This is a genomic window from Fimbriimonas ginsengisoli Gsoil 348, from assembly GCF_000724625.1.
Taxonomy (GTDB): Bacteria; Armatimonadota; Fimbriimonadia; order Fimbriimonadales; family Fimbriimonadaceae; genus Fimbriimonas; species Fimbriimonas ginsengisoli.
Window position 1 is genome coordinate 1,928,058 of record NZ_CP007139.1, and the last position, 19,059, is coordinate 1,947,116.

Genomic DNA, 19,059 nt, shown 5'->3' on the forward strand with positions numbered 1-19,059 from the left:
GAGCAGAGGACGGCGGCCCAGCATGTCGCGCACAGCCGTAACATAATAACGCGATCGTTTACGATCGGTCCCGCATTTGCCGAAGGCGGCGCTCCGCGATGTCGCGGATCGAGAGCTCGGTGTCTTTAGGCAATTCCTCACCGGTTTCCGCGGGGGGGATTTCCGTCTCAAAGGCAGGTGGCAGCGGACGAACGCCGAACCTCACATCCAGGAACAGGGCGGGGTCGCCGGCGCGCTCCCGGAGGCGTTGGAGGATCGTATCTTTCCGCATCCGCAGCTCCTGCGCCCAAGCGGATCCGGATACGGCAACCCATACGGTCCCTTGTCCATATCGATCGGGATAGGAGCGCGAGGCGAGCGCTTCTCCAACGACGTCCGGCCACTCGCGAAGGATCTTTTGCGCCCGGGCGGTGCGCAACACTTCGTCACGTCCGATCGCTTTTGGAAGGGCCTGGGCGGCACGCCTCATAACGGATTTACCGTACCTGAGACCACCTCGAACACCCGGGCCTGCTCCAAAATGCGTGCACCCGCAGAGTCCGCCTCGGTGCAGGTCAGCACCGCCTGTCCAGCATTTTCCAGGACGACTTCGACCAAAAGCGCGCGACGGCGCTCGTCGAGGTCGGAAAGAATGTCGTCGAGAAGCAATAAAGGGGGAACTCCCAATTCCTGCCGAGCCACTTCCAACGTGGCGATCTTCACTGCGATCACCGACGTGCGCTGCTGCCCCTGCGAGCCGTACAGGCGTCCTTCACGCCCCTCGATCTCGACGGTCATATCGTCCCGGTGCGGGCCGCAGCTGGTGCCTCCTCGGGCAACGTCGGCCATTCTGGTGGCGGCCAGCGCGTCGGCAAGGGCGTTTGAGTCCGCGGTTTCGTCCTTGGCGGCGTATGCGACGCGGATTTTCTCCCCGGATCCCATCCGAGCATGAGTCGTCTCGGTCGTCGGAGCAAGGCGGTCGACGAAGTTTCGGCGATAAACGCGCAAGGCAGCTCCGTGTTCGGCCAACTGGGCCTCCCAAGGCTCGTACAGGGCCGCCGGCACCGCATTCTCTCTGGCATCCCGCAACAAGGCGTTCCGCTGCTCTAAGGCGCGTTTGTACAGCGTTAAATGCCTGAGGTAGCCGGGGTAGAGGCTGCTCAGCTCCAGATCAAGGAAGAGGCGACGGTCGGTCGGCTCGCCGCGGACGATCGCCATGTCTTCCGATCCGATCGAAACACACGGAAGCCGGCCGATAAGGTCGGCCGCTCTCGGGAGATTTAGTCCATTGAGGCTGGCTCGCTTTCGAACCCCTCGCTCCAACGTGATTGCGAGGCGAGACCGTCCTTCGAGCATCTCGGCGGCCACAATCGCGCGGGATCGCCCGTCGTACACTGCTTCCGCATCTCGCTGCCCTCTCAATAAGCGCGTGGTAGCGAGGAGGTACAGCGCCTCGAGGAAGTTCGTCTTTCCCTGGGCATTTCGTCCAGCCAAGACATTGAAGCCCGGAGAAAGGGATAACTGTAAGTGGTCGTAATTCCGAAATCCATCCAGGATCACCTCGGCGACCCCAAGCTCGCGGATGCGAGTTTCCCCCGCCTTCTGTATGGAATCCGCTTCTAGCATTTAATCTTGTTGTTATCCTTATAGGAAGCTGTTTTGGGGAAAACATCTGGCGCGGGTTCAAGAGAAAGCGCTGACTGCGCCACTTTTAGATTCAAACGGGGCGAAAACCTACACAAACCCTAAGTGGAAAACTGAGTGGATAACCGGCCCAATGTTTAAGTTCTTAACGTGCGTTCTCCCCACGCTTCAGATCTTCCACACCTTTCCCCATGTCGTCCACGTTCACTTTTCGCCGAACGGGGATTTCGGCCTACCGGTTTCTACCGCCTAAATTGTGACAGGCCGCGGCTACAGCAACCCGTGCTGGCGGCCGTACTTCATGACCGTCGCCTCGGCAAGGTAGAGCGGATGGACGTCGGGGATGGCGGGCACTCTCCTACGCTCGGCGAGGGGGCGCCAAACCTCCTCTATTAGCTTGTTCTGGGTGGCGGTCGACAGCTCGGGGAAGCGGTCGCAGAACCGCTTGAGCGCGTCGTACTCCTGCGGGGTCATGCCGGGCAGGTCGCCGATTTGGGGTTCCCAAGGATGGATTCCGACGACGTGAGGGGCCGCCGCGAAAATCGCATGGGGCCGCCGCTCGTAGCAGACGACGGTGCCCGCGATCTGATCGCCGATCCGCTGCGAGCGGGGATTGGTGAACATCGCGATCAAACCGAGGAAATACGGTCCTGGAATCATGTCCGCGGGCCGCATCAGGTTCCGTCCCACGGCCGCCACGAACGTGATCGGCGTACCGTCCGCCATTCTCACCCGAATGCCGGCAAATCGCTTCCCCAGGGTCTGACCGTTCCACAAGCCCTCGAATAAGATGAAGTATAGGAACGGAAACGCCCCCAAAACCGCGAAGACAACGCCGACGGCCAGACCTTGGTCGATATTGGAAAGCAGTAAGCCGATCCCAATTCCGAGCCCGGACATGCCGGCAACGCAGAGCATGAGGTCCACCACGTGGGCGCCTACCCGGCTGCCAAGACCGGCTAACCGATACGTCAAGATCGTCTTCTCCGGCGTCAGAATCGCGAGATCTTGATCCACAGCCATTTATAGCACTCCGCGCGCATGAGGTTTGATCTTCCGTACGCTAAGATAGGTCCGGTCGATGGTACCGACGCGTAGGTTCTGGCTCATGGTGGGCATTGGAGTCCCGATCGCCGCGATTGCGGCGGCCGCGGGTTCGCCCATGCTGGGCTTGGTCTACGACGTGCTCCTCCTCGCCGTGGCCTACGTCACCACTCGGCTCGCTCCATCGACAGAGGGGTTGCGCCTCAAGCGAACGTTCGATTCCGTGCTCTCGGTTCGCGCTGCCAATAAGATCCTCCTGACGGTCGAGAACGACGGCGACGAAGAAGTTTCGGCCCTTTTGCGGGACGAGGCGCCGCCAACTTTTTTTGCCAGTAAACGAGAGTTTCGAGTGTTGCTGAAGCCGGGCCAAGCGGCGGAGCTCGTCTACCACCTGACCCCGCCCGAGCGGGGCGCGGACGCGTTCCGCGGCACCTATCTCAGAGTCGATTGCCCGCTCGGCCTGGCCGTCAAGGAGGTTAAGCTGCCCACCGAGCAGCCGGTAAGGGTGTACCCAAACGTCCTTGCGCTACGCGAATTCGATCTCCTCAAGCAGAGGGGCCGGCTGAAAGATATGGGGATCCGGCGATCCCGCGCCCGAGGACTCGGCATGGAGTTCGAGTCGCTACGCGAGTACGGCGAGGGGGATGACTACCGGAAAATCGACTGGAAAGCTTCCGCGCGCCGCGGGAAGCTCGTGGTGAAGCAGTACGAGCAAGAGCGAAACCAGTGCGTCGTTATCTGCATCGACATCGGGCGGCATATGCTCAGCGAGGTGAACGGGGTTCGAAAGCTGGATCACGTGCTCGACGCGCTCCTCATGCTGACGAACGCCGCCGCACTTGCAGGCGACTTCGTGGGACTCCTCGTTTACGCCGACACGGTGAGGCGCTACATTCCTCCCCGCAAGGGTCGAAATCAAGTCGGTATCGTGATCGAAGCGATTCACGACCTAATTGCTGAGCCCGTCGAATCGGATTCGGCCGGCGCGTTCGCTTACTTGGCTTCTCGTTGGAACCGCCGCGCATTGCTCGTCAACTTCACGGACTACGAAGACGAGGACCGGGCTCGGACGCTGGTCCAAGCGTTTGGACCGATGGCGCGGAGACACATCGCGTTGCTCGTGCGGGTGCTCGACCCTCGCGTGAACGAGGTGCTCGTTCCGCTTCCGGAGACGCTGACCCAAATGTACGCCCAAGCGGCGGCGACGGCGATACTCGAGGACCGCCGTTCGGCGGGAACCGTCGTTTCGTCTTCGGGAATCCATACTCTCGACAGCGAGCCCCAAGACCTCGCGGCCAGCCTCGTCAGCTACTACTTCCTCGTCAAGGAGCGGAGCCTCCTTTAACGCAACCCGTCCTTCCGGCGAATCGTCCGTGCGAGTAAATGCGACATGTGCTTGCGGTATTAGTGGTTGCGGTGCTCCTGGCTGGTTGTGGCAGCGGTCGTAGCCGGGTGGTTGGGACTTGGAAGGGCCAGCCGTCCAACGCCTCGGAAGGAAAAGGGCTCGTAGGCGCCATGCAGGGCATGGCTTCCGCGCTCATCGGGGAATCGACCCTCGAGTTCAACGAGGAAGGAAAGTTCAAGCAGGCGCTTTCGATCGGTTCCGAGACCGGCACTTATACCGTGAGCGGTAACGAGGTGCGGCTTACGCCCGACGGAGGACAGGGCAAGAGCATGACGCTCGTCCTGGACGGCGATACCTTGCGAGTTAAGAAAGAATTCGCCTCCGATCCCGACATCGTATTTGTGCGCCAGTCCAATGCTCAGCCATAAAGCGGTTCCCGCAGGCCGGAAGGTTGAGCGCATAATCGAGAAAAGCCATGGCTGACCTGCCACCCCCGATTCACGTTTCTCGCCGCAAATCAAATTGGGGACTGGTCGTGTTGGCGACCATTGCCGGGCTTATCTTGCTGATCGTAGCGAGCAAGATGTTGACGCCCAGCCGTGTGGTCCGGGTTGCCCACGGCAACAAGCCCCTGCAGGACGCTAGCCGCAAAGCCCAGGCCGAGTTGCCAACGTTCATCGACGCGCTCAAGCATAGAACGGACGGCCAGAGGTTTTTCGTGCGGGGAAACTTCAAGACGACGGGAGGTCCCGAATATCTATGGGTGAAGGACGTCGCCTTCGATGGAACCGATTTTCACGGAACCCTCGACGAGAGCCCGATGCTCTATCGGAAGGCAAAAAGAGGGGACCCCGTCACGATGAAACGGAACGAGGTCTACGATTGGGCGATAAAGGAAGGTTCTTCCGTTAAAGGCGCCTATACGACCAAGATTGTCGGCTCCGGCGGCTAGCTAGCCGTGGAGCGACATCCCCTGGATAATGCCGTCCGCGCTCAGGTCGAACTGAAACTTCAACGTGGTCTCGCCGAGCGTCACTGCGTAGGTTCGATGCTTGAGTCCCGGTTCGTCGGTGGCGGCGAGCAAGGTAAAGGCAATGAGCGGCCCGGCGGCGTTAAGTTGCGCTTTGGCGCCGGCCAAGAACTCGGGAGTCAGAAGCTTCGCCATCTGCGGAGACAGTTTCGAGCGGTCGAGATTGCCGCTCAACACGCTTTCAAACGTGCTCCTCGCCAGCGCCGTCGTTGCCGGATCGTTGTCCGGGATACCGGCCGCGGCGGCTAAAGTCAGCTCCGGGTCCAGAAAGCCCATCAGCCTCCCGGCGACGCCGCCCGGATCTCCGTTGTCGGAATTTGTAAGCACGATGACGGTGAGCCCATGGGAAGGTGCCCGGCGAATATCGGTTGTAAAACCGGGGATTCCTCCTCCGTGTTCGATAATCGGTGCGCCGTTCACTTCGCCCAAGGCCCACCCGAAGCCGTAGCCGGTTTTGTTGCCGGTCGAAAGGACAGTCTCCGTCCACATCTGTTTCAGGGCGGCTTGGGGCAGGATCTTGTCTCCGTACAGGGCTGCGTCCCACTTCGCCAGATCCACGACGGTGCTCTCCATCGATCCGGCCGCATACGGCCAACTCATATCGATCGGATCGGCGTCCGCCAGTTTGCCGTTCCGAACCGTGTAACCCTTCGCGTGTCGCCGGGCGATTTTGCCGTCGAGGGTGAAGTAGGTGCTTCCCATCCCTAACGGCCGAAAGATGCGCTTTTTCAGCGACTCACCGAGCGGCTGCCCATCAACTTTCTCCGCAATGAGGCCCAGGACCTCGTAGCCGGTGTTGCTGTAATCCCACCGGCTTCCCGGTTCGAACTCCAGCGGACGATCCTCGACCGTCTTCACGATCCCTCGCGGCTCGGTGTGGCGGAGGACCATCTTGTCCATCATGTGCGGCAACCCGGTGTAGTTGTAAATTCCGCTCGTGTGATTGAGGAGGTTTCGAACGGTGATCTTCTCCCAGGCGGCGGGCAGATCCGGAATGTGCCGGCGAATCGGGTCGTCGAGCGCCAGCTTACGCTCCTGAACGAGCTGCATAATCACCGTCGCGGTGAACTGCTTGGTGACGCTGCCAAGTCGATAGACGGTCTGGCCGCTGGCGGGAACCTTTCCCTCAACGTCGGCGAAACCGAACCCTTTGGCGTACGCCAGCTTTCCGTTTCGGACGATCGCGACCGACATCCCCGGCGCATTCACTTTGGTCTGAGCCTTGGCCAGAAATTGGTCGATCTCCGCCTCGGTGGGAGGGGCGAAGGCGTAGGCGGCGAACCTTAGGAGGAGCGGAGCGTACAGAAGCATTGCCACCCTGTACGGATGAGACCGCGAGAGGGGTTGCGCGGCTAGGCCATATAGCCGCGTGACCGGCTCGGTAAGACCTGGTCGATAAACCTTCTGAATTGGTCGACCGATATCCGGCAGGTCGTTGGGGCGTGGTTGCCGGTCTGGTATTCGACTACGACATCCCCATTCTCTCGATGAAGCGTGCAGAGGCTGTTGCCCGCGCTGACGTGGTAGCGGAGTCCGCTGAGGACCGAGAGAAGATTATAGGGGTCCGTCTTTGCCCGATGATTGACTTCCTCGTCTATTTCGGAGACTTGTAGGTAGCACTTCTCGTCCTCGGTTATCAGTCGAAGGCGCAAGGCCTCCGAGCAGAGTTCGACCGACGGCATATCTCCTTTGACCACTTCGAGCCGAGCGTGTTCTAACTTTAGGTTAAGAATTCCCCGCAATCGAAGAGGCTTCAAACAAAAAGAACCCGAGTGGAATCGCTTCCACTCGGGTTCTTTCGTCTCAGGCTTACTTTCCGCGAAGCTTGGAGCCAGAATTGGCGTCCGCGTTCTTACCTGCATCAGAGAGGGTGACCTGATCGGCTCCCATTCCCTGCATCTTCCCCGCACCGCCCTTTGCGGCCGCTTCCTTAGGGGTTGCATCGCCGGTGCCGGTGGGGGCCTCCTCGCCCTTGCAGCCAATACAGGCGGCAAGAACGAGTGCGGCAAGAGTGAGGACTCTTAGTTGGTGTCCCATAGATACTTGGAGGCGTCAGTCGTGGTTACGCTGCCGTGATCGGTCGTCGGCGTCCAGTTGGTACCGGAAGCGAGGAAGCTGATCTTGGACTTGGTTGCGTGGCCGTCGAGCCAAACGACCGGGGTCGTATCGGCATTTCGGTGAGCGACGCCGCCCGTTCCGTCGCCGGCGAGGGTGTTGCCAGCCTTTACGCCGGAAGAGAAGCCGCCCTTACCCCAGTTGTCCGCGCAGTACTGCGGAATGGTGTAGCAGTCCGGAACTTCAACCGTCGACTCGAGCAGCGGGGAGTCGGTCTTCGCATCGAAGCCGAAGCCCCAATAGTAACCGTCGCCGTCGGATCGCGAACCGCGGTTGGCGAGCATGATCGTCTCGGCCGGCTTAGCCGCAGCGGTCATCGAAATGGCCTGCTGAAGCGTTCCGTTCCAAGGCGTAAGCCAAACGTAGTTGAAGCCATAGCCCGGGAAGCTGGTCATGGTGACCACGCGGGAGTTGTAGGAAGTCACCGTGGGAGGGCCGAGCGGATCCTGGAGGATGTCGCCGTTCTTAACGTACGGGTTTACGAGGTAAGCCCACGTGGAGAAGCAGCCGCTGGAGAAGCACAGGGGGTCGCTTCCGGTATCCCAGTTGGTGGCTTCGACGATCTTGTCGTCGGCGTCACCGGAGTACATGATGATGCCGAGGCCTTCCTGCTTCACGTTGCTAAGGCTAGCAGCGGACTTCGCGGCGGCCTTGGCCTGGGCGAAGACGGGGAACAGGATAGCGGCAAGGATCGCGATAATCGCGATGACGACTAGAAGTTCGATAAGGGTGAAACCCTTTTGGCTACGAATCATGGATGCACCTCAGAAGCTTAGGATAAAGAAATAAATGGAACCGACGGCAACTTAGTTGGCCATCGGCAACCAACTCGTGCAGTTTAGCAGCACCGGAGATATTCTCCAACACCTTAATCAAAAATCTGAAAAGAACAGCGAAAAAACGCGCACGTCTCGCTTTGGAAAGCCGTCTGGTGTGCCTTTTGGCCTATTTTTAGTAAGACATCCGCCGGCTTTTGAGATGTAGACTCACTCTCTCGCAACGAAGCGAATAGAGCCAAGCCGTGGAGCCGACCCGACAAGAGTTCCTGCATATCTCCCAACCGGAGAAGATCCTTTTTTACTTCCTCGTATACGCAAGCCTTGCGTATATGGCTTGGCAGATCGCTCAATGCGTTCGATCTTGGCGGCAGGGAAGGCCGATCGATACGCTTCGCCCCGGTTGGAAATATTGGCTGCCTACCAGAGCGGCAGCGGCAAAATGGCTTGGAAACGTTCTGAGCTACGTCCTCCTTCAGAAGAAGGTCCGCTCCTCGAGACCCAAGTCGGGTGCTCCGATGCACCTGATGATCTTCTACGGATTCGTATCGCTGGTGCTTGCCACGACGCTCTTGGCGATCAACACCTATGGGCCAGTTAAGTTTCATCATGGCACTTACTATTTGGTGTACGAGACAGCATTCGACCTTCTCGGATTGCTGTTGGTTGTAGGGGTTGGATGGGCGTTTGTTCGGCGAGCGATGGCTCTTGGCAAGGAACTCGGAGCCGCCGCGCTTCGAGAGCCGGATCCGGAACAAGCGGCAAAGCAGGCCGTAGACCGGAGGCGGTGGCCGATGAGCCACTCGATGAACGACTTCTGGACGCTGGGTCTCCTATTGGTCATCGGCCTCACTGGGTATTGGCTGGAAGCGTGCCGGATCTCGCTCGACACTCGAAGCTTCGACAGCGCGTCGATCGTCGGCTTCCTGTGGGCCAAGGCGCAGGGACCGGTATCGGTGGGGCTCTATCGCTTCGCCTGGTGGTTCCACATGGTGTGGATCTTCGTGTTCTTCGCCGTGATCCCCAAGATGCGTCTTCGGCACATCGTGATGGCGATCGCGAGCACCGCGGGCAAGCCGGAGCGACCGATGGGACACCTGCGGACGATCCCAATGGAGGAGGTCGAGCAGACCGAGCAGGTCGGCGTCAAGCTGGCCAAGGATTACTCGCGGTGGCATCTGATGTCGCTCGACGCCTGTATGGAGTGCGGACGGTGTACGGAGGTATGCCCGGCTTGGAACGTCGGCAAGGTTCTCAATCCAAAGCAGGTGGTCCAGGACATCCGGGGCGCGTTACGCGACGGAACCGAAGTGGCGGCGGCGGTAAGCGAGGAAGCGCTCTGGGCGTGCACCACGTGCAACGCGTGCGTCGAAGCGTGTCCAGTGCTCATCCGTCACGTCGACCTGATCGTCGATTCGAGACGAAATCTTGTCAGCGAGGGAGCCTTGAGCGGGCCGGCGGCGACCATGCTTCGGCAAACCGCGAGCACGAGCAATGCCTGGGGTCAGCCGGCGAGCAACCGTGAAGACTGGATGAAAGGGCTTGAGATCCCGCTCTGTCGGGATGGAGTGGAGTTCGAGTACCTCTTCTGGGTCGGCTGCGCCGGGGCTACCGATCCGGGAGCGATCAAGACGACGAAGGCGGTGGCGGAGCTGCTCACAAAAGCCGGAGTCAAGTTCGCTTGCCTCGGCCGCGAGGAGGCTTGCACCGGTGACCCGGCTCGGCGAGTCGGCGAAGAATTCCTGTTCCAAGACAAGGCCGCGCAGAACGCGGCGACGTTCGAGAAATACGGGGTGAAGAAGGTGGTGACGACCTGCCCCCACTGTCTGAATACGCTCAAGAACGAATACGGAGAATACGGGGCTTCGATGGAGGTGTTCCATCATTCGCAGCTTCTCCAGCAGCTCGTGCGAAAGGGCGACCTCGTCGCGGCGAAGCCGCCTAAGGGTGAGGTCGTCTACCACGATCCGTGCTACCTTTCCCGGGTCAACGAAGAGAGCGAGGCGCCTCGCGAGGTCGTGGCCGGGATGTCGGATCCGGAGCACAAAGGGAAGAAAACACTTTGCTGCGGCGCCGGGGGCGGCCGCATGTGGATGGAGGAACCCCCTTCGCAACGCCCGGCGAATCGCCGTACGGAAGAGCTCTTGGCAACCGGGGCGACGACGGTAGCGGTCGCATGTCCGTTCTGCCGGATCATGCTCGGCGACAGCATCAAGCAGGCCCGGCCAAACGACGAGATCCGTCTTCTCGATCTGGCCGAGATGCTGCAAGAAGCGAACACGACCGGGGTTACGCCCTAGGCAACATGAACGGCGGGTCGCTTTTCGGGGTCGGGCTCGATTCGGCGGAGAATCTCGCGGGTCAGAGGGGCAATGTCTCCGCGGCCGGAGAAGAGGTATTTGACCAGGTAGAGCGCAGGGTGACGCTCGCCCCAGTTGAAGTAAATGTGCGGGCGCTCGTTCGTTAGGTCTCGAATCTTGAGCGCCAAGGCGGCGATGGCGTTCGGCACCGCGGTTCCGGTGATGCGTAGGACTTGATACGGTCCTACCTCGGTGCCTTTTACCTTGACCACGCCGGCAAACTCGGAGGCGTCCGGAACATGGACCTCTACGAAGAGAACGCACTCGTCGGGAGCGATGTGGTGGTCCCGCCTGGCCTCTCGATCTTGCCGATCGTACTCGGAAATGTCTTGGGCCTCCGGCCGATTGGGCACCAAACAGATTCGGTGAGTGCCGCGATCTACGGCGTCTCGCACGAAATTAAGAGCCTGAACATCGAGGTCCACGCGGTCGACCCGCAGCTCCAGCGTTCGCCAGATTCGCGACACGAAGGAGATGAGGACGATGGTGAGAATGAACAGGCTCGCGATGCGGAGACCATCTGGCCGCTCATAGACGTTAACGATGGTGGTGTAGGCGAAGACGAAGGCGATGAAGCCGTACAAGAAGGTAATCCGCCCCGCCTTTCGCTGGCGGGCGGAGATGGTGACCGCGACGGCGGCACTCGTCATGAGGACCAAGACGCCCGTGGCATAGGCGCCGCCCTGCGCGTCGACGTCCGCGCGGAAGACCATGGTGACGGCAAAGGCGATTCCGGTGAAGACGAGGACGAGCGGCCGGACCGCTTTGGTCCACTCAGGGGCCATGCCGTAGCGCGGCAGATAACGCGGCACGATGTTCAGCAGGCCGGCCATCGCGCTCGCCCCGGCGAACCATAGGATGAGGATCGTGCTTACGTCGTAGAGCGTTCCGAAGCCGTTGCCGAAGAATTTGTGCGCGAGATAGGCGAGGGCGCGGCCGTTTGCTTCTCCCGCCGGGTGGGAGGCCGTTGCGTTAGCAAACGCGTGCTCAGGGATGAGGAGCGTCGTGATGAGGCTGCTCGAAATCAAGAAGACGCTCATGATGATTGCCGCCGAGGCAAGCAATCGGTGGGTGCTCTTGATCCGGCCGGCCGGGTTTCGCTCGGTGTCCGTGGACCGTCCCTTGACCAACGGCATGACGGCAACCCCGGTCTCAAATCCTGAAAGGCCAAGGGCCAGCTTCGGGAAATAGAAGAGCGACAGTCCCAGGAGCAGAAGAGGGTTCCCGCCATGGAACTGGGTGAGCTTCGTCTGCCAGTCGACAAAGTAATGCGGGTGCGCGGCGACCCGCATGATCCCTTCGAACACAACGACCGCGTTCAGAGCTAGGTAACCGATGACCAGAACCACCGCGATCCCCACGGCTTCGCTGAATCCTTTGAGGAAGACAGCGCCAAGGATCGCGACGAGCGCCAGCGTGACCGGAACGGCCTTTCCCTCCAGCGAACTTTTGAAGTACGGGTTCTCGATAAGGTGCGCGGTGGCGTCGGCCGCGGAGAGCGTGATGGTGATCACAAAGTCGGTTGCTACGAACCCGAGCAAAGCCAAAACGAAGAGCTTCCCTTGCCACCACGGCAGGAGCTTTTCGAGCATGGCGATCGAACCTTCACCGTGGGGGCTTTCAATCGCGACCCGCTTGTAAATGGGAAGCGCGCCGAAGAGGGTGAGGAGGACGAGAATCAGAGTCGCCATGGGCGACAGCGCGCCCGCGGCGAGGGCGGCGATGCCGGGTTGGTAGCCGAGCGTCGAGAAGTAATCGACGCCGGTGAGGCACATGACCTTCCACCACGGGCTCTGGTGGTGCCCCTTCTCCGTCTCGTACGGCCCCTCCGGTTCCCGCAGGAATCCCTGGAGAAGCCACCGCTTGAAGGGGGAGTTGACCTTGGCTTCTTGCACTGCTTAGCGATGCTACTTCACCGGGGCCGGTTCCGTTGCTGTCGGGGGTGGTCGTGCTTTCCTGCGACTGGTGCTCGGAAGCATCGCCGGGCCGGCCTTTAATGGCGCATGGCGGATATTTTGGGCTGGATTGTCGGAGCCATTTTGGAGGCAGTCGCCGAGTTTGTGGTTGAGCTCCTACTGCACCTTGTCTGGCAAATGATAACTTGGCCGTTTCGCGCGGCATGGGAGTGGGCGAGCCGTCGCTTCGACTGGTAGCTGTTTCTCAGACCAGTGCCACCTGCAGCCGGGCCGTGGTGACTAATGAAGTTGAGATGTGGTTCCTAGAGCTTCTCTTTGATTTCTTGACTTGGTTCCCTTGGATGGAGGGAACGGACGACTGGAAGCCGCTGTCCGGCAAGAGGGAGACCGTGTCGGATGGATTGGGAATGCGAACGGTGATTTGGGCGGAGGATGGCTCGCAAACTACGAGCCCGATTCGGGAGAGGCAGGGTTAATGGAGGAACTATACGGCTGCCTCGTGCAATGCGCCTTTGAGTTCCTCGCCGCCCCGGGATTTTCGCAAGATGTCATCTCCGCGAAGGGGACCAAGCCTACAGTCGATGCACGGTCGCCCAGATCTCGCGTTTCGCGTCGAGATCGCGGTTCTGCTTCCGGCCTTCGATCAGGTCGAGCATCAGCGTCGCTATCCCGAATGGACGAATATCCAGGTTGATGCCATCTCCCGTTCGCTCTCCCATAAGGTTCGTCTCCGCCACCGAGGCGACGGACGCGGCGAAGGATAGCTTGGTAGGGCCACCGACTCCGTCGAGCTCGACCAATCGCACGACGTACGGGTAGTCCACGCCGAAACTGCTCGCGGCATAACTCTCCAGCCCGCGACCACTCTCTAAGGTCTCCCGGTAGAGCGCGGCGATGGCGACATGGGGCGAGCCACATTGGGCGGCGGAAAACGAAGCGGGAAGGTCGCCACCGGAATGCAGCTTCATCGCTACTCTGGTGGGGCGGAGGAAGGTTTGGGCGGCCCGCCAGCGGTCGGAATGACTCAGGGGGCCGTGCGGAATCAGGCGGTAGGAGGCTTGGAAGCGGTCGATCCAATACTCTTCGTCCCAGGGGTCGAACATCGTCAGCAAATTGCGGACGCTCCCCTGTTCGTCGTGGAACCACTGAGGGCTGCCGTCGTGGAGGATCAGGAGGCCGCGGTCTTCTGCCAATAAGTCGACCAGGCTGTAGGCGTCGAACGGAGCGACGACGTCCTCGAACCACTGCTTCGAGGTCATCCAATCCCCAGTGGGATACTTCTTCTTGAAAACGCCCGACCGCTCGATCGGATGGACGGCATAGGGCGAATCGGTCACCACGGACTGGCTGCCGCGGATCTGGAAGGCGGTCTGGAGTCCGGCGTTCATGCCTCCATCCGGACGGCGGAGCGAGGCGGCGGTTAGGGAAACATCTACGGCGGCTGCGTCCGCCGGTAACTTGACAAAGGCGCGGATGCCTCCTTCCACGGGATGCTGGAACCGTACGACGAGATCCAACGATTGTGGATCGATCGAAATCGACTCCACGGCGAATGACGCCGGTTGTCCGCCTTCGATGCACGAAAACTGGAGGAGGGGCAAAGACTCCTCGAGCGCCCCTTCCGGCCACTCCGGCGAGGAGATCTGCGCGATCCGTCCCTGAGAATCGACGACGACTTCGATCTCGCCCCGGCGTCCGATCGCTCCCCCATCCTTGAGCTCCCACGCGGGGCCTTTCGCCTCGAGCTGCTCGGGAGAAAACGACCTCCAGCCCAGCGCGGGGACATCCCGAGCCACGACCGGTTCGCCGGTCACCGGATGGAAAAACGTATCGCTCACCGGCCAGCCGAGTGCGTTGAACACGACGAGATCCCCTTCGGCTGCGTCGATTCGGCGAGAAAGTAGATCGCAGGTTCGGTTCAAAACGTGGCCGCTTAGGCTCAGGCTGCGTTCGTAACTGAACCGGCCGATGTGCCCGCAGAGCCCTTCGCATTCGTCGTTATCGTGGTGTTGCGCCTGCAGCAGCTCTCGCCAAGCTTCCTCCAGTTCCCAGGTGGGATACACATCCCACTGCGCGTACGGCCGGCCGAATAAGCCGGCGACCGCCGCCAACGTTTCCGCATCGAGAACGCTTTGCTCCGCCTTGCGGCTGAGGCGGCGGAACAGGTCGCCGTTCTTGCCGAGCGACATTCCGTGGAACACCTCGTGCGGCTTGTACCGCCGGGGTTGTAGATCCGCCACCGGCCACGTGCGGAGGTACTCGCCAAGCGTGGAAAACCGGAACTCGAACCTCGGATCCGATAGCAGCTCTTTCGTTTTTGGTAGGAGAACCTGGGATCGGCACATCCAGTCGGGAGAGGGCATGAGCTCCAACCACTGCAAGATCAGGGGCGGTTTTTCATCTTTGGACTGATCGTGCAGTTGGGAAAGGAGGACGTCGACGTCCTCCGGCCACTGATGAAGGTTTAGCCGGTTCCGCGTTGCTGCTCGTAGCGTGGTTCCGTCGTGGCCCGTCCAAAGAACGACCGGCGCCTCTTCAAACGGGATCTCCGGCGTGTGCCAAGTCCACTGGAAGAAAAGCGACGCGCCGTCGAACCCGACGCCGGAAAGGATCTGCGGGAGTTGCGGAAAGAAATCGAACTCCTCCTCCCAAAACGTCCTCGGCCGAATTCCTAACAGCCGCATCGCGCTTCGGACGCCGTAGATTCGCTGGCGGATATTGGATTCGCCGCCGTGGAGCGCCCCATATGGCTGACCATAGGAGGCGCCGACCACCTCGACGGTTCCGGCTTGGACAGCTTTTCGTAGTTCGGAAAGCGCTTCCGGATATTCGGACGCGAGTTTCTCGTACCCAACGCCGTCGAAGTTGACATTCCCCTTGGCGCCGGTCTCGTGGCAGAAACGGAGCATGTCGTGAATGGAGCCCGGCAGGACGTGGTAGCCCCACAACCACTCCATGTCGACCCAATGCATGTGGTTGCCGAACGTGTAGTAGATAGGGAGCGGACGGGACACGCCGCAAAGTATGCGCCGATCCGGTCTCCGCCTCTAGCTGGGGATCGACAATGGCGGTATAAGACTGCACGTCGGCGGAGCCTTTCGATGGTTAAAACCAACCTCACTCCGCTTGACCGAAAGGTTGGTCGCCCCAGAAGAGGTCGTAAATTTACTCGCGAAGTACTCGAGCCGGTGGTGAAGGAGTCGACCACATTTGTCGAGGTTTGCGAAAGGCTCGGGGTACGGCCGAATGGGATCACCGCCACCCTCATCGGCCGTTATGCACGCGAATATGGGCTGGATACGTCCCACATGACCGGCAAGCCAAAAGTGAGATTGAGCGCCTCTCGTCTCTCATGGGAGAAAGTGCTGCAGGCTCATCGCATACCTCGCCGGGAGACGGTGTCGGTTCTTCGCCGGGCGATGATAGAGAGCGGCATTCCGTACGCATGCTTCGATTGCGGCAATCCAGGCGAGTGGCGAGGCAAGCCGTTGGCCCTAGATATCGACCACATAAACGGCGATCAACTGGACAATCGGAGGGAAAACTTACGTTTTGCGTGCCCAAATTGCCACCGCCAAACTTCGACTTGGGGTAGAACTATAGATCCGTTTGCGGCGGTGTTGGAATTGGTAGACAAGCATGCTTGAGGTGCATGTACTCGAGAGGGTGTGAAGGTTCGAGTCCTTTCCGCCGCACCAAAAAAGGATTACAATAAAGCCCCTCGAATTTCGAGGGGCTTTTTCGTTGCACTTGCAGTCAGACGACGGTGTTCGACGTCGCTTCGGAAATGGAAAATCCGCAAAGTCAGAGGACCCCTCCAAGCCGCGATCAAGGGATCGCCACCTTTGTCTTGGTCGGTTTCCGACGTAAGCCGGCCGCCGATATCGGAGGCGAGCCCGTTCAGGCCACCAAGAGCGAGCTGACGGCTCGGTTCGCCCTTCCTTCGCAGGCCGTCCGCGCGGCCGTGGCGGCGGTAGCCGCCGCAACCGACGACCGGTATGCCGCCATAACCACCGGCGAGTACGGTCCGGACACCTTAGATTCGCTGATGGAGCGGCTGAAGGCGATCAACGCGGTCGGTCAGCCGGGACAAGTCGTCGTCTCGCTCGGGACCTTGGAGATGGTTCGCACCTCCCTCTCCTCGGAACTGGAGTTTTCCGATCTAGGGACGATCGAGGTGCTTCCCGGTCACTTCGAACGGTTGTTCCTGGTCGCAAACGAGGCGCTTCGGAGCGCGCCCGCGCGGCCGGTCATCCGGCCCGACAATCGACGGTCGACGACGTTCCTTGGGCGAGCGAGAGAGTTAGAGGAGCTCCGGCGCCAGCTCGATCTAAGCCGAATCGTCAGTGTCACCGGTCCCTCGGGTATCGGCAAGTCGGCTCTTCTTCAGCGCCTGATTACGGAGGTCGAAGGAGACTTTACCGATGGGGCAACCCTTATCGACCTGTCGCAAGTTTCTCAGCCTGCCCTGCTCGGACCGATGCTGGTGCGGCTCCTTAACGCCCCGAAGCTGCCCGGCGAAGACCATATCGAAGCGCTGATCGCCTACCTACGACCCCGGCAGACCCTGCTCGTTCTCGATAACGCCGAGCACCTATTGGCGGAGGTCCGGCGATTCGTCACCGCCTTGTCCGACTCCTGCAACGAGCTCGCGCTTTTGGTCGGCAGTCACCGTCCGCTACGGGTGGCCGGAGAGTGGCGGTACCGCCTCGAGGGGATGGACACGCCGACCATCGCCGAGGATTGGCGGGCGATCGCGGAATACGATTCCGTCTCGCTGTTCGTCGACCGAGCCCAGATGGTCGATCCGAAGTTCAGGCTTACGCCCGAGAATGCGACGGCGATCGCCGCGGTTTGCTTACGGCTCGACGGCATTCCTCTTGCCATCGAATTGGCGGCGGCTAAGACGCAGGTTCTAAGTCCGCGGCAGATCTTGGATCGCCTCGACGATCGATTCTTGCTTCTTCGGGACGCGGACGGTTCGCGCCCGGAGCGTCAGAAGACGCTGGAAACCACGGTCGACTGGGGTTATCAGCACCTTCGACCCGAAGCTCGCACTCTCCTGCGCCGGCTGGCGGTTTTCCAGGGCGCGATCACGATCGAGCAGGCAACCGAGGTCTGCGTCGATGCGATGCTTCCCCAAGATCTCGTTCTGCCGGCCTTCGAAGAGCTTGTCGAGGCTTCGATGCTGGCAACCTCCTCCGCCCGTGGTCCCGAGAAGCGGTTTACGCTAACGGAAACGATCCGCCTCTACGCTCATGCGCGGCTCAAGGCGGAAAAAGAAGAAGGGGTGTTCGCCTTGAGACACCGCGACTGGTGCCTCCGTTTTGCAGGCGAAATCGCCGCTGGCCTGTCTGGCCCCTTCCAGGTCGAATGGCTCGACCGGCTGGACGCCTCGTACGAGGACCTCCGCACGGTGATCGAGCGAAACGTCCTGCGAGGCGGAGAGGGCCTGCTCGCGGTTCAAATGACGCTCGCCATCCACCAGTTCTATCTGCTTAGGCACTACCTGGCGGAAGGGTTGCGGGTCGTGGATATGGTTGCGTCGGCCAAAACTTGCCAGGAAGTGCCCGCCCTATACCGGGTATTCAACCTTGGTGTGCACCTTGCCGACTTCCTCGGCGACCGGGAAGCATCGAGGCTTTACGCGCTTCGAAGTGTGAGTTTCGCGCGGCGTTCTAGTAACCCGTCAGCGATCGCTGCCGCTCGGGCTATGCTTGCCCATCGGGCTCTAGAAGTCCGCAAGTACGTACGAGCTCGGCGGCACTACTTAGCCGCCATAAAGGTTTTTCGCGCTCAAGGTAACGAGCCATTCCTCCTCCGCAGCCTCGTGTCGCTTAGCTCCGCAGAACCATATCTCGGCCTGCTTCAGGAGGCTCGAGAGCATCTTCTCGAGGCTGAACCGTTGATCGAGAGAGCTCGGGAGCCGGTTCTCAAAGCGTATTTCCACCAGAACATTGCCCATATCGAGCTTGCCGAGAATCGACCGCTGGAAGCGTTGGCAAATGTATCGCGCGCATTTCCCATCTTCGTAGCTGCCCAAGAGAGCAACGGTATGGCGACCTGTATGCGGAATGCAGCCTATGCGTTCGAGATGCTTGCGTTGCAAAGAATTGCGGCGCAGTTAGTTGGCGCCAACTCGAATTTTGGAGCGCGCCTTGAAAAACAGATGCGTCTAGATGAAGAGGAGAGATTTGAACGGCTAGTTTCGCGGCTTACGGACGCGTTGGGGGTCGAGCGGTATGCATTTGCAACGTTAGAAGGAACTGAAATGTCGCCGGAGGCGATCACGGAACTTCTTGAAGCTGTTCACTCTGGATAGGTCACCGCGCCCTTAACCCAACCTTTTTCGGGAAATTTTTTATTGGTTGTTAGATCCGACAGGGCTCTCGCGCTTCCTTGCGCGTGGTCAAAAATCTAAAACCCGCCCTTCTCGTCACCGCACTCCTCCTGAACATCGCTTGGTTCGGACCTGCCAATGCCAAATCCGCGCCAGACACGCACACGATTCCGGTCGTCGTGAGCCCAGGCTCGACGTCGATATCCCAAGGTGCCAACGTCACCGTGACGGTCACGATGGACCGAGCGTCTACCTCCGCCGAGGTTGTCTCGCTCTCCAGCGATTGGGTGTCCATTACCGTCCCATCGACCGTAACCGTTCCGGCCGGCAACACGACCTTTACGTTTACGGCTCACCGCGCATCCACGGACGATCCCAATCACCCGATGCCGGCGACCACCACCTTCACGGCCTCGACTCCGGACGGATCCGCCCAAGGAGGAATCACGAACAACTCGTCCGACCCTGGCTAGGACGTTCGACACCGGCCCGGCCACCTATGAAGGGGGA

17 protein-coding genes and 1 tRNA gene are annotated in these 19,059 nt (G+C 60.5%); 9 read left to right on the forward strand and 9 right to left on the reverse strand.

Going from position 1 to position 19,059, the window contains the following annotated elements; translation table 11 throughout:
• Positions 1–58 precede the first annotated feature (58 nt).
• The 3 genes from OP10G_RS08820 to OP10G_RS24320 form a co-directional block, all read right to left on the reverse strand.
• Positions 59–469, reverse strand: a complete 411-nt coding sequence (locus OP10G_RS08820) for a DciA family protein (protein ID WP_025226254.1) — start codon at positions 467–469, stop codon at positions 59–61.
• Positions 466–1,605, reverse strand: a complete 1,140-nt coding sequence (gene recF, locus OP10G_RS08825) for a DNA replication/repair protein RecF (RefSeq protein ID WP_025226253.1) — start codon at positions 1,603–1,605, stop codon at positions 466–468. The genes OP10G_RS08820 and recF overlap by 4 nt, the downstream gene beginning before the upstream one ends.
• A gap of 288 nt (positions 1,606–1,893) precedes the next feature.
• Positions 1,894–2,640, reverse strand: a complete 747-nt coding sequence (locus OP10G_RS24320; protein ID WP_158409184.1) for an RDD family protein — start codon at positions 2,638–2,640, stop codon at positions 1,894–1,896.
• Positions 2,641–2,731: 91 nt separating this feature from the next.
• On the opposite strand from OP10G_RS24320, the gene OP10G_RS08835 reads away from it, so the two are divergent.
• From OP10G_RS08835 to OP10G_RS08845, 3 genes are read left to right on the forward strand one after another with little or no spacing between them, the layout of a single operon-like run.
• Positions 2,732–4,012 (forward strand): DUF58 domain-containing protein, encoded by a 1,281-nt coding sequence (locus tag OP10G_RS08835; RefSeq protein WP_038472853.1) that lies wholly within the window; start codon positions 2,732–2,734, stop codon positions 4,010–4,012.
• Between the two features lie 47 nt (positions 4,013–4,059).
• Positions 4,060–4,440: a lipocalin-like domain-containing protein gene (locus OP10G_RS08840; protein ID WP_227625093.1), complete on the forward strand. Its 381-nt coding sequence runs from the start codon at positions 4,060–4,062 to the stop codon at positions 4,438–4,440.
• A gap of 47 nt (positions 4,441–4,487) precedes the next feature.
• Positions 4,488–4,964, forward strand: a complete 477-nt coding sequence (locus tag OP10G_RS08845) for a DUF2314 domain-containing protein (RefSeq protein ID WP_025226249.1) — start codon at positions 4,488–4,490, stop codon at positions 4,962–4,964.
• On the opposite strand, the gene OP10G_RS08850 is transcribed toward OP10G_RS08845, so the two are convergent.
• From OP10G_RS08850 to OP10G_RS27710, 4 genes are all read right to left on the reverse strand, one after another.
• Complete coding sequence (locus OP10G_RS08850) at positions 4,965–6,353, reverse strand: serine hydrolase domain-containing protein (RefSeq protein WP_025226248.1); 1,389 nt, start codon at positions 6,351–6,353, stop codon at positions 4,965–4,967. It lies immediately after the preceding gene.
• 41 nt (positions 6,354–6,394) lie between these two features.
• Complete coding sequence (locus OP10G_RS08855) at positions 6,395–6,784, reverse strand: hypothetical protein (RefSeq protein WP_144241069.1); 390 nt, start codon at positions 6,782–6,784, stop codon at positions 6,395–6,397.
• A 67-nt stretch (positions 6,785–6,851) separates the two neighbouring features.
• Entirely contained in the window at positions 6,852–7,079 is a 228-nt protein-coding gene (locus OP10G_RS08860) for a hypothetical protein (protein WP_025226246.1), read from the reverse strand.
• A complete protein-coding gene (locus OP10G_RS27710) occupies positions 7,064–7,912 on the reverse strand; it encodes a prepilin-type N-terminal cleavage/methylation domain-containing protein (RefSeq protein WP_025226245.1) in 849 nt (282 codons plus the stop codon). Before OP10G_RS27710 ends, OP10G_RS08860 begins: the two co-directional genes overlap by 16 nt.
• A 266-nt stretch (positions 7,913–8,178) precedes the next feature.
• On the opposite strand from OP10G_RS27710, the gene OP10G_RS08870 reads away from it, so the two are divergent.
• On the forward strand, positions 8,179–10,233 hold the full coding sequence (locus OP10G_RS08870) for a (Fe-S)-binding protein (RefSeq protein ID WP_025226244.1): 2,055 nt from the start codon (positions 8,179–8,181) through the stop codon (positions 10,231–10,233).
• Here OP10G_RS08870 and OP10G_RS08875 read toward each other — a convergent pair.
• A complete protein-coding gene (locus tag OP10G_RS08875) occupies positions 10,230–12,068 on the reverse strand; it encodes an APC family permease (RefSeq protein ID WP_420810108.1) in 1,839 nt (612 codons plus the stop codon). The two genes, OP10G_RS08870 and OP10G_RS08875, sit on opposite strands and share 4 nt — an antisense overlap.
• Before the next feature lie 326 nt (positions 12,069–12,394).
• Here OP10G_RS08875 and OP10G_RS26210 point away from each other — a divergent pair, with 326 nt between their 5' ends.
• Positions 12,395–12,685, forward strand: coding sequence for a hypothetical protein (locus OP10G_RS26210; RefSeq protein WP_144241070.1), 291 nt, complete (start codon positions 12,395–12,397; stop codon positions 12,683–12,685).
• A 96-nt stretch (positions 12,686–12,781) separates the two neighbouring features.
• Here the strand turns inward: OP10G_RS26210 and OP10G_RS08885 are convergent, their stop codons facing one another.
• Positions 12,782–15,223, reverse strand: a complete 2,442-nt coding sequence (locus tag OP10G_RS08885; protein WP_025226241.1) for a glycoside hydrolase family 38 N-terminal domain-containing protein — start codon at positions 15,221–15,223, stop codon at positions 12,782–12,784.
• 405 nt (positions 15,224–15,628) lie between these two features.
• On the opposite strand from OP10G_RS08885, the gene OP10G_RS27845 reads away from it, so the two are divergent.
• The 4 genes from OP10G_RS27845 (at position 15,629) to OP10G_RS08900 (ending at position 19,022) form a co-directional block, all read left to right on the forward strand.
• On the forward strand, positions 15,629–15,856 hold the full coding sequence (locus OP10G_RS27845) for an HNH endonuclease signature motif containing protein (RefSeq protein WP_227625127.1): 228 nt from the start codon (positions 15,629–15,631) through the stop codon (positions 15,854–15,856).
• A tRNA-Leu gene (locus OP10G_RS08890) sits at positions 15,821–15,907 on the forward strand. The genes OP10G_RS27845 and OP10G_RS08890 overlap by 36 nt, the downstream gene beginning before the upstream one ends.
• Positions 15,908–15,975: 68 nt before the next feature.
• Entirely contained in the window at positions 15,976–18,531 is a 2,556-nt protein-coding gene (locus OP10G_RS08895) for an ATP-binding protein (RefSeq protein WP_025226240.1), read from the forward strand.
• An 83-nt stretch (positions 18,532–18,614) separates the two neighbouring features.
• A complete protein-coding gene (locus tag OP10G_RS08900; RefSeq protein ID WP_025226239.1) occupies positions 18,615–19,022 on the forward strand; it encodes a hypothetical protein in 408 nt (135 codons plus the stop codon).
• Positions 19,023–19,059: the final 37 nt, after the last annotated feature.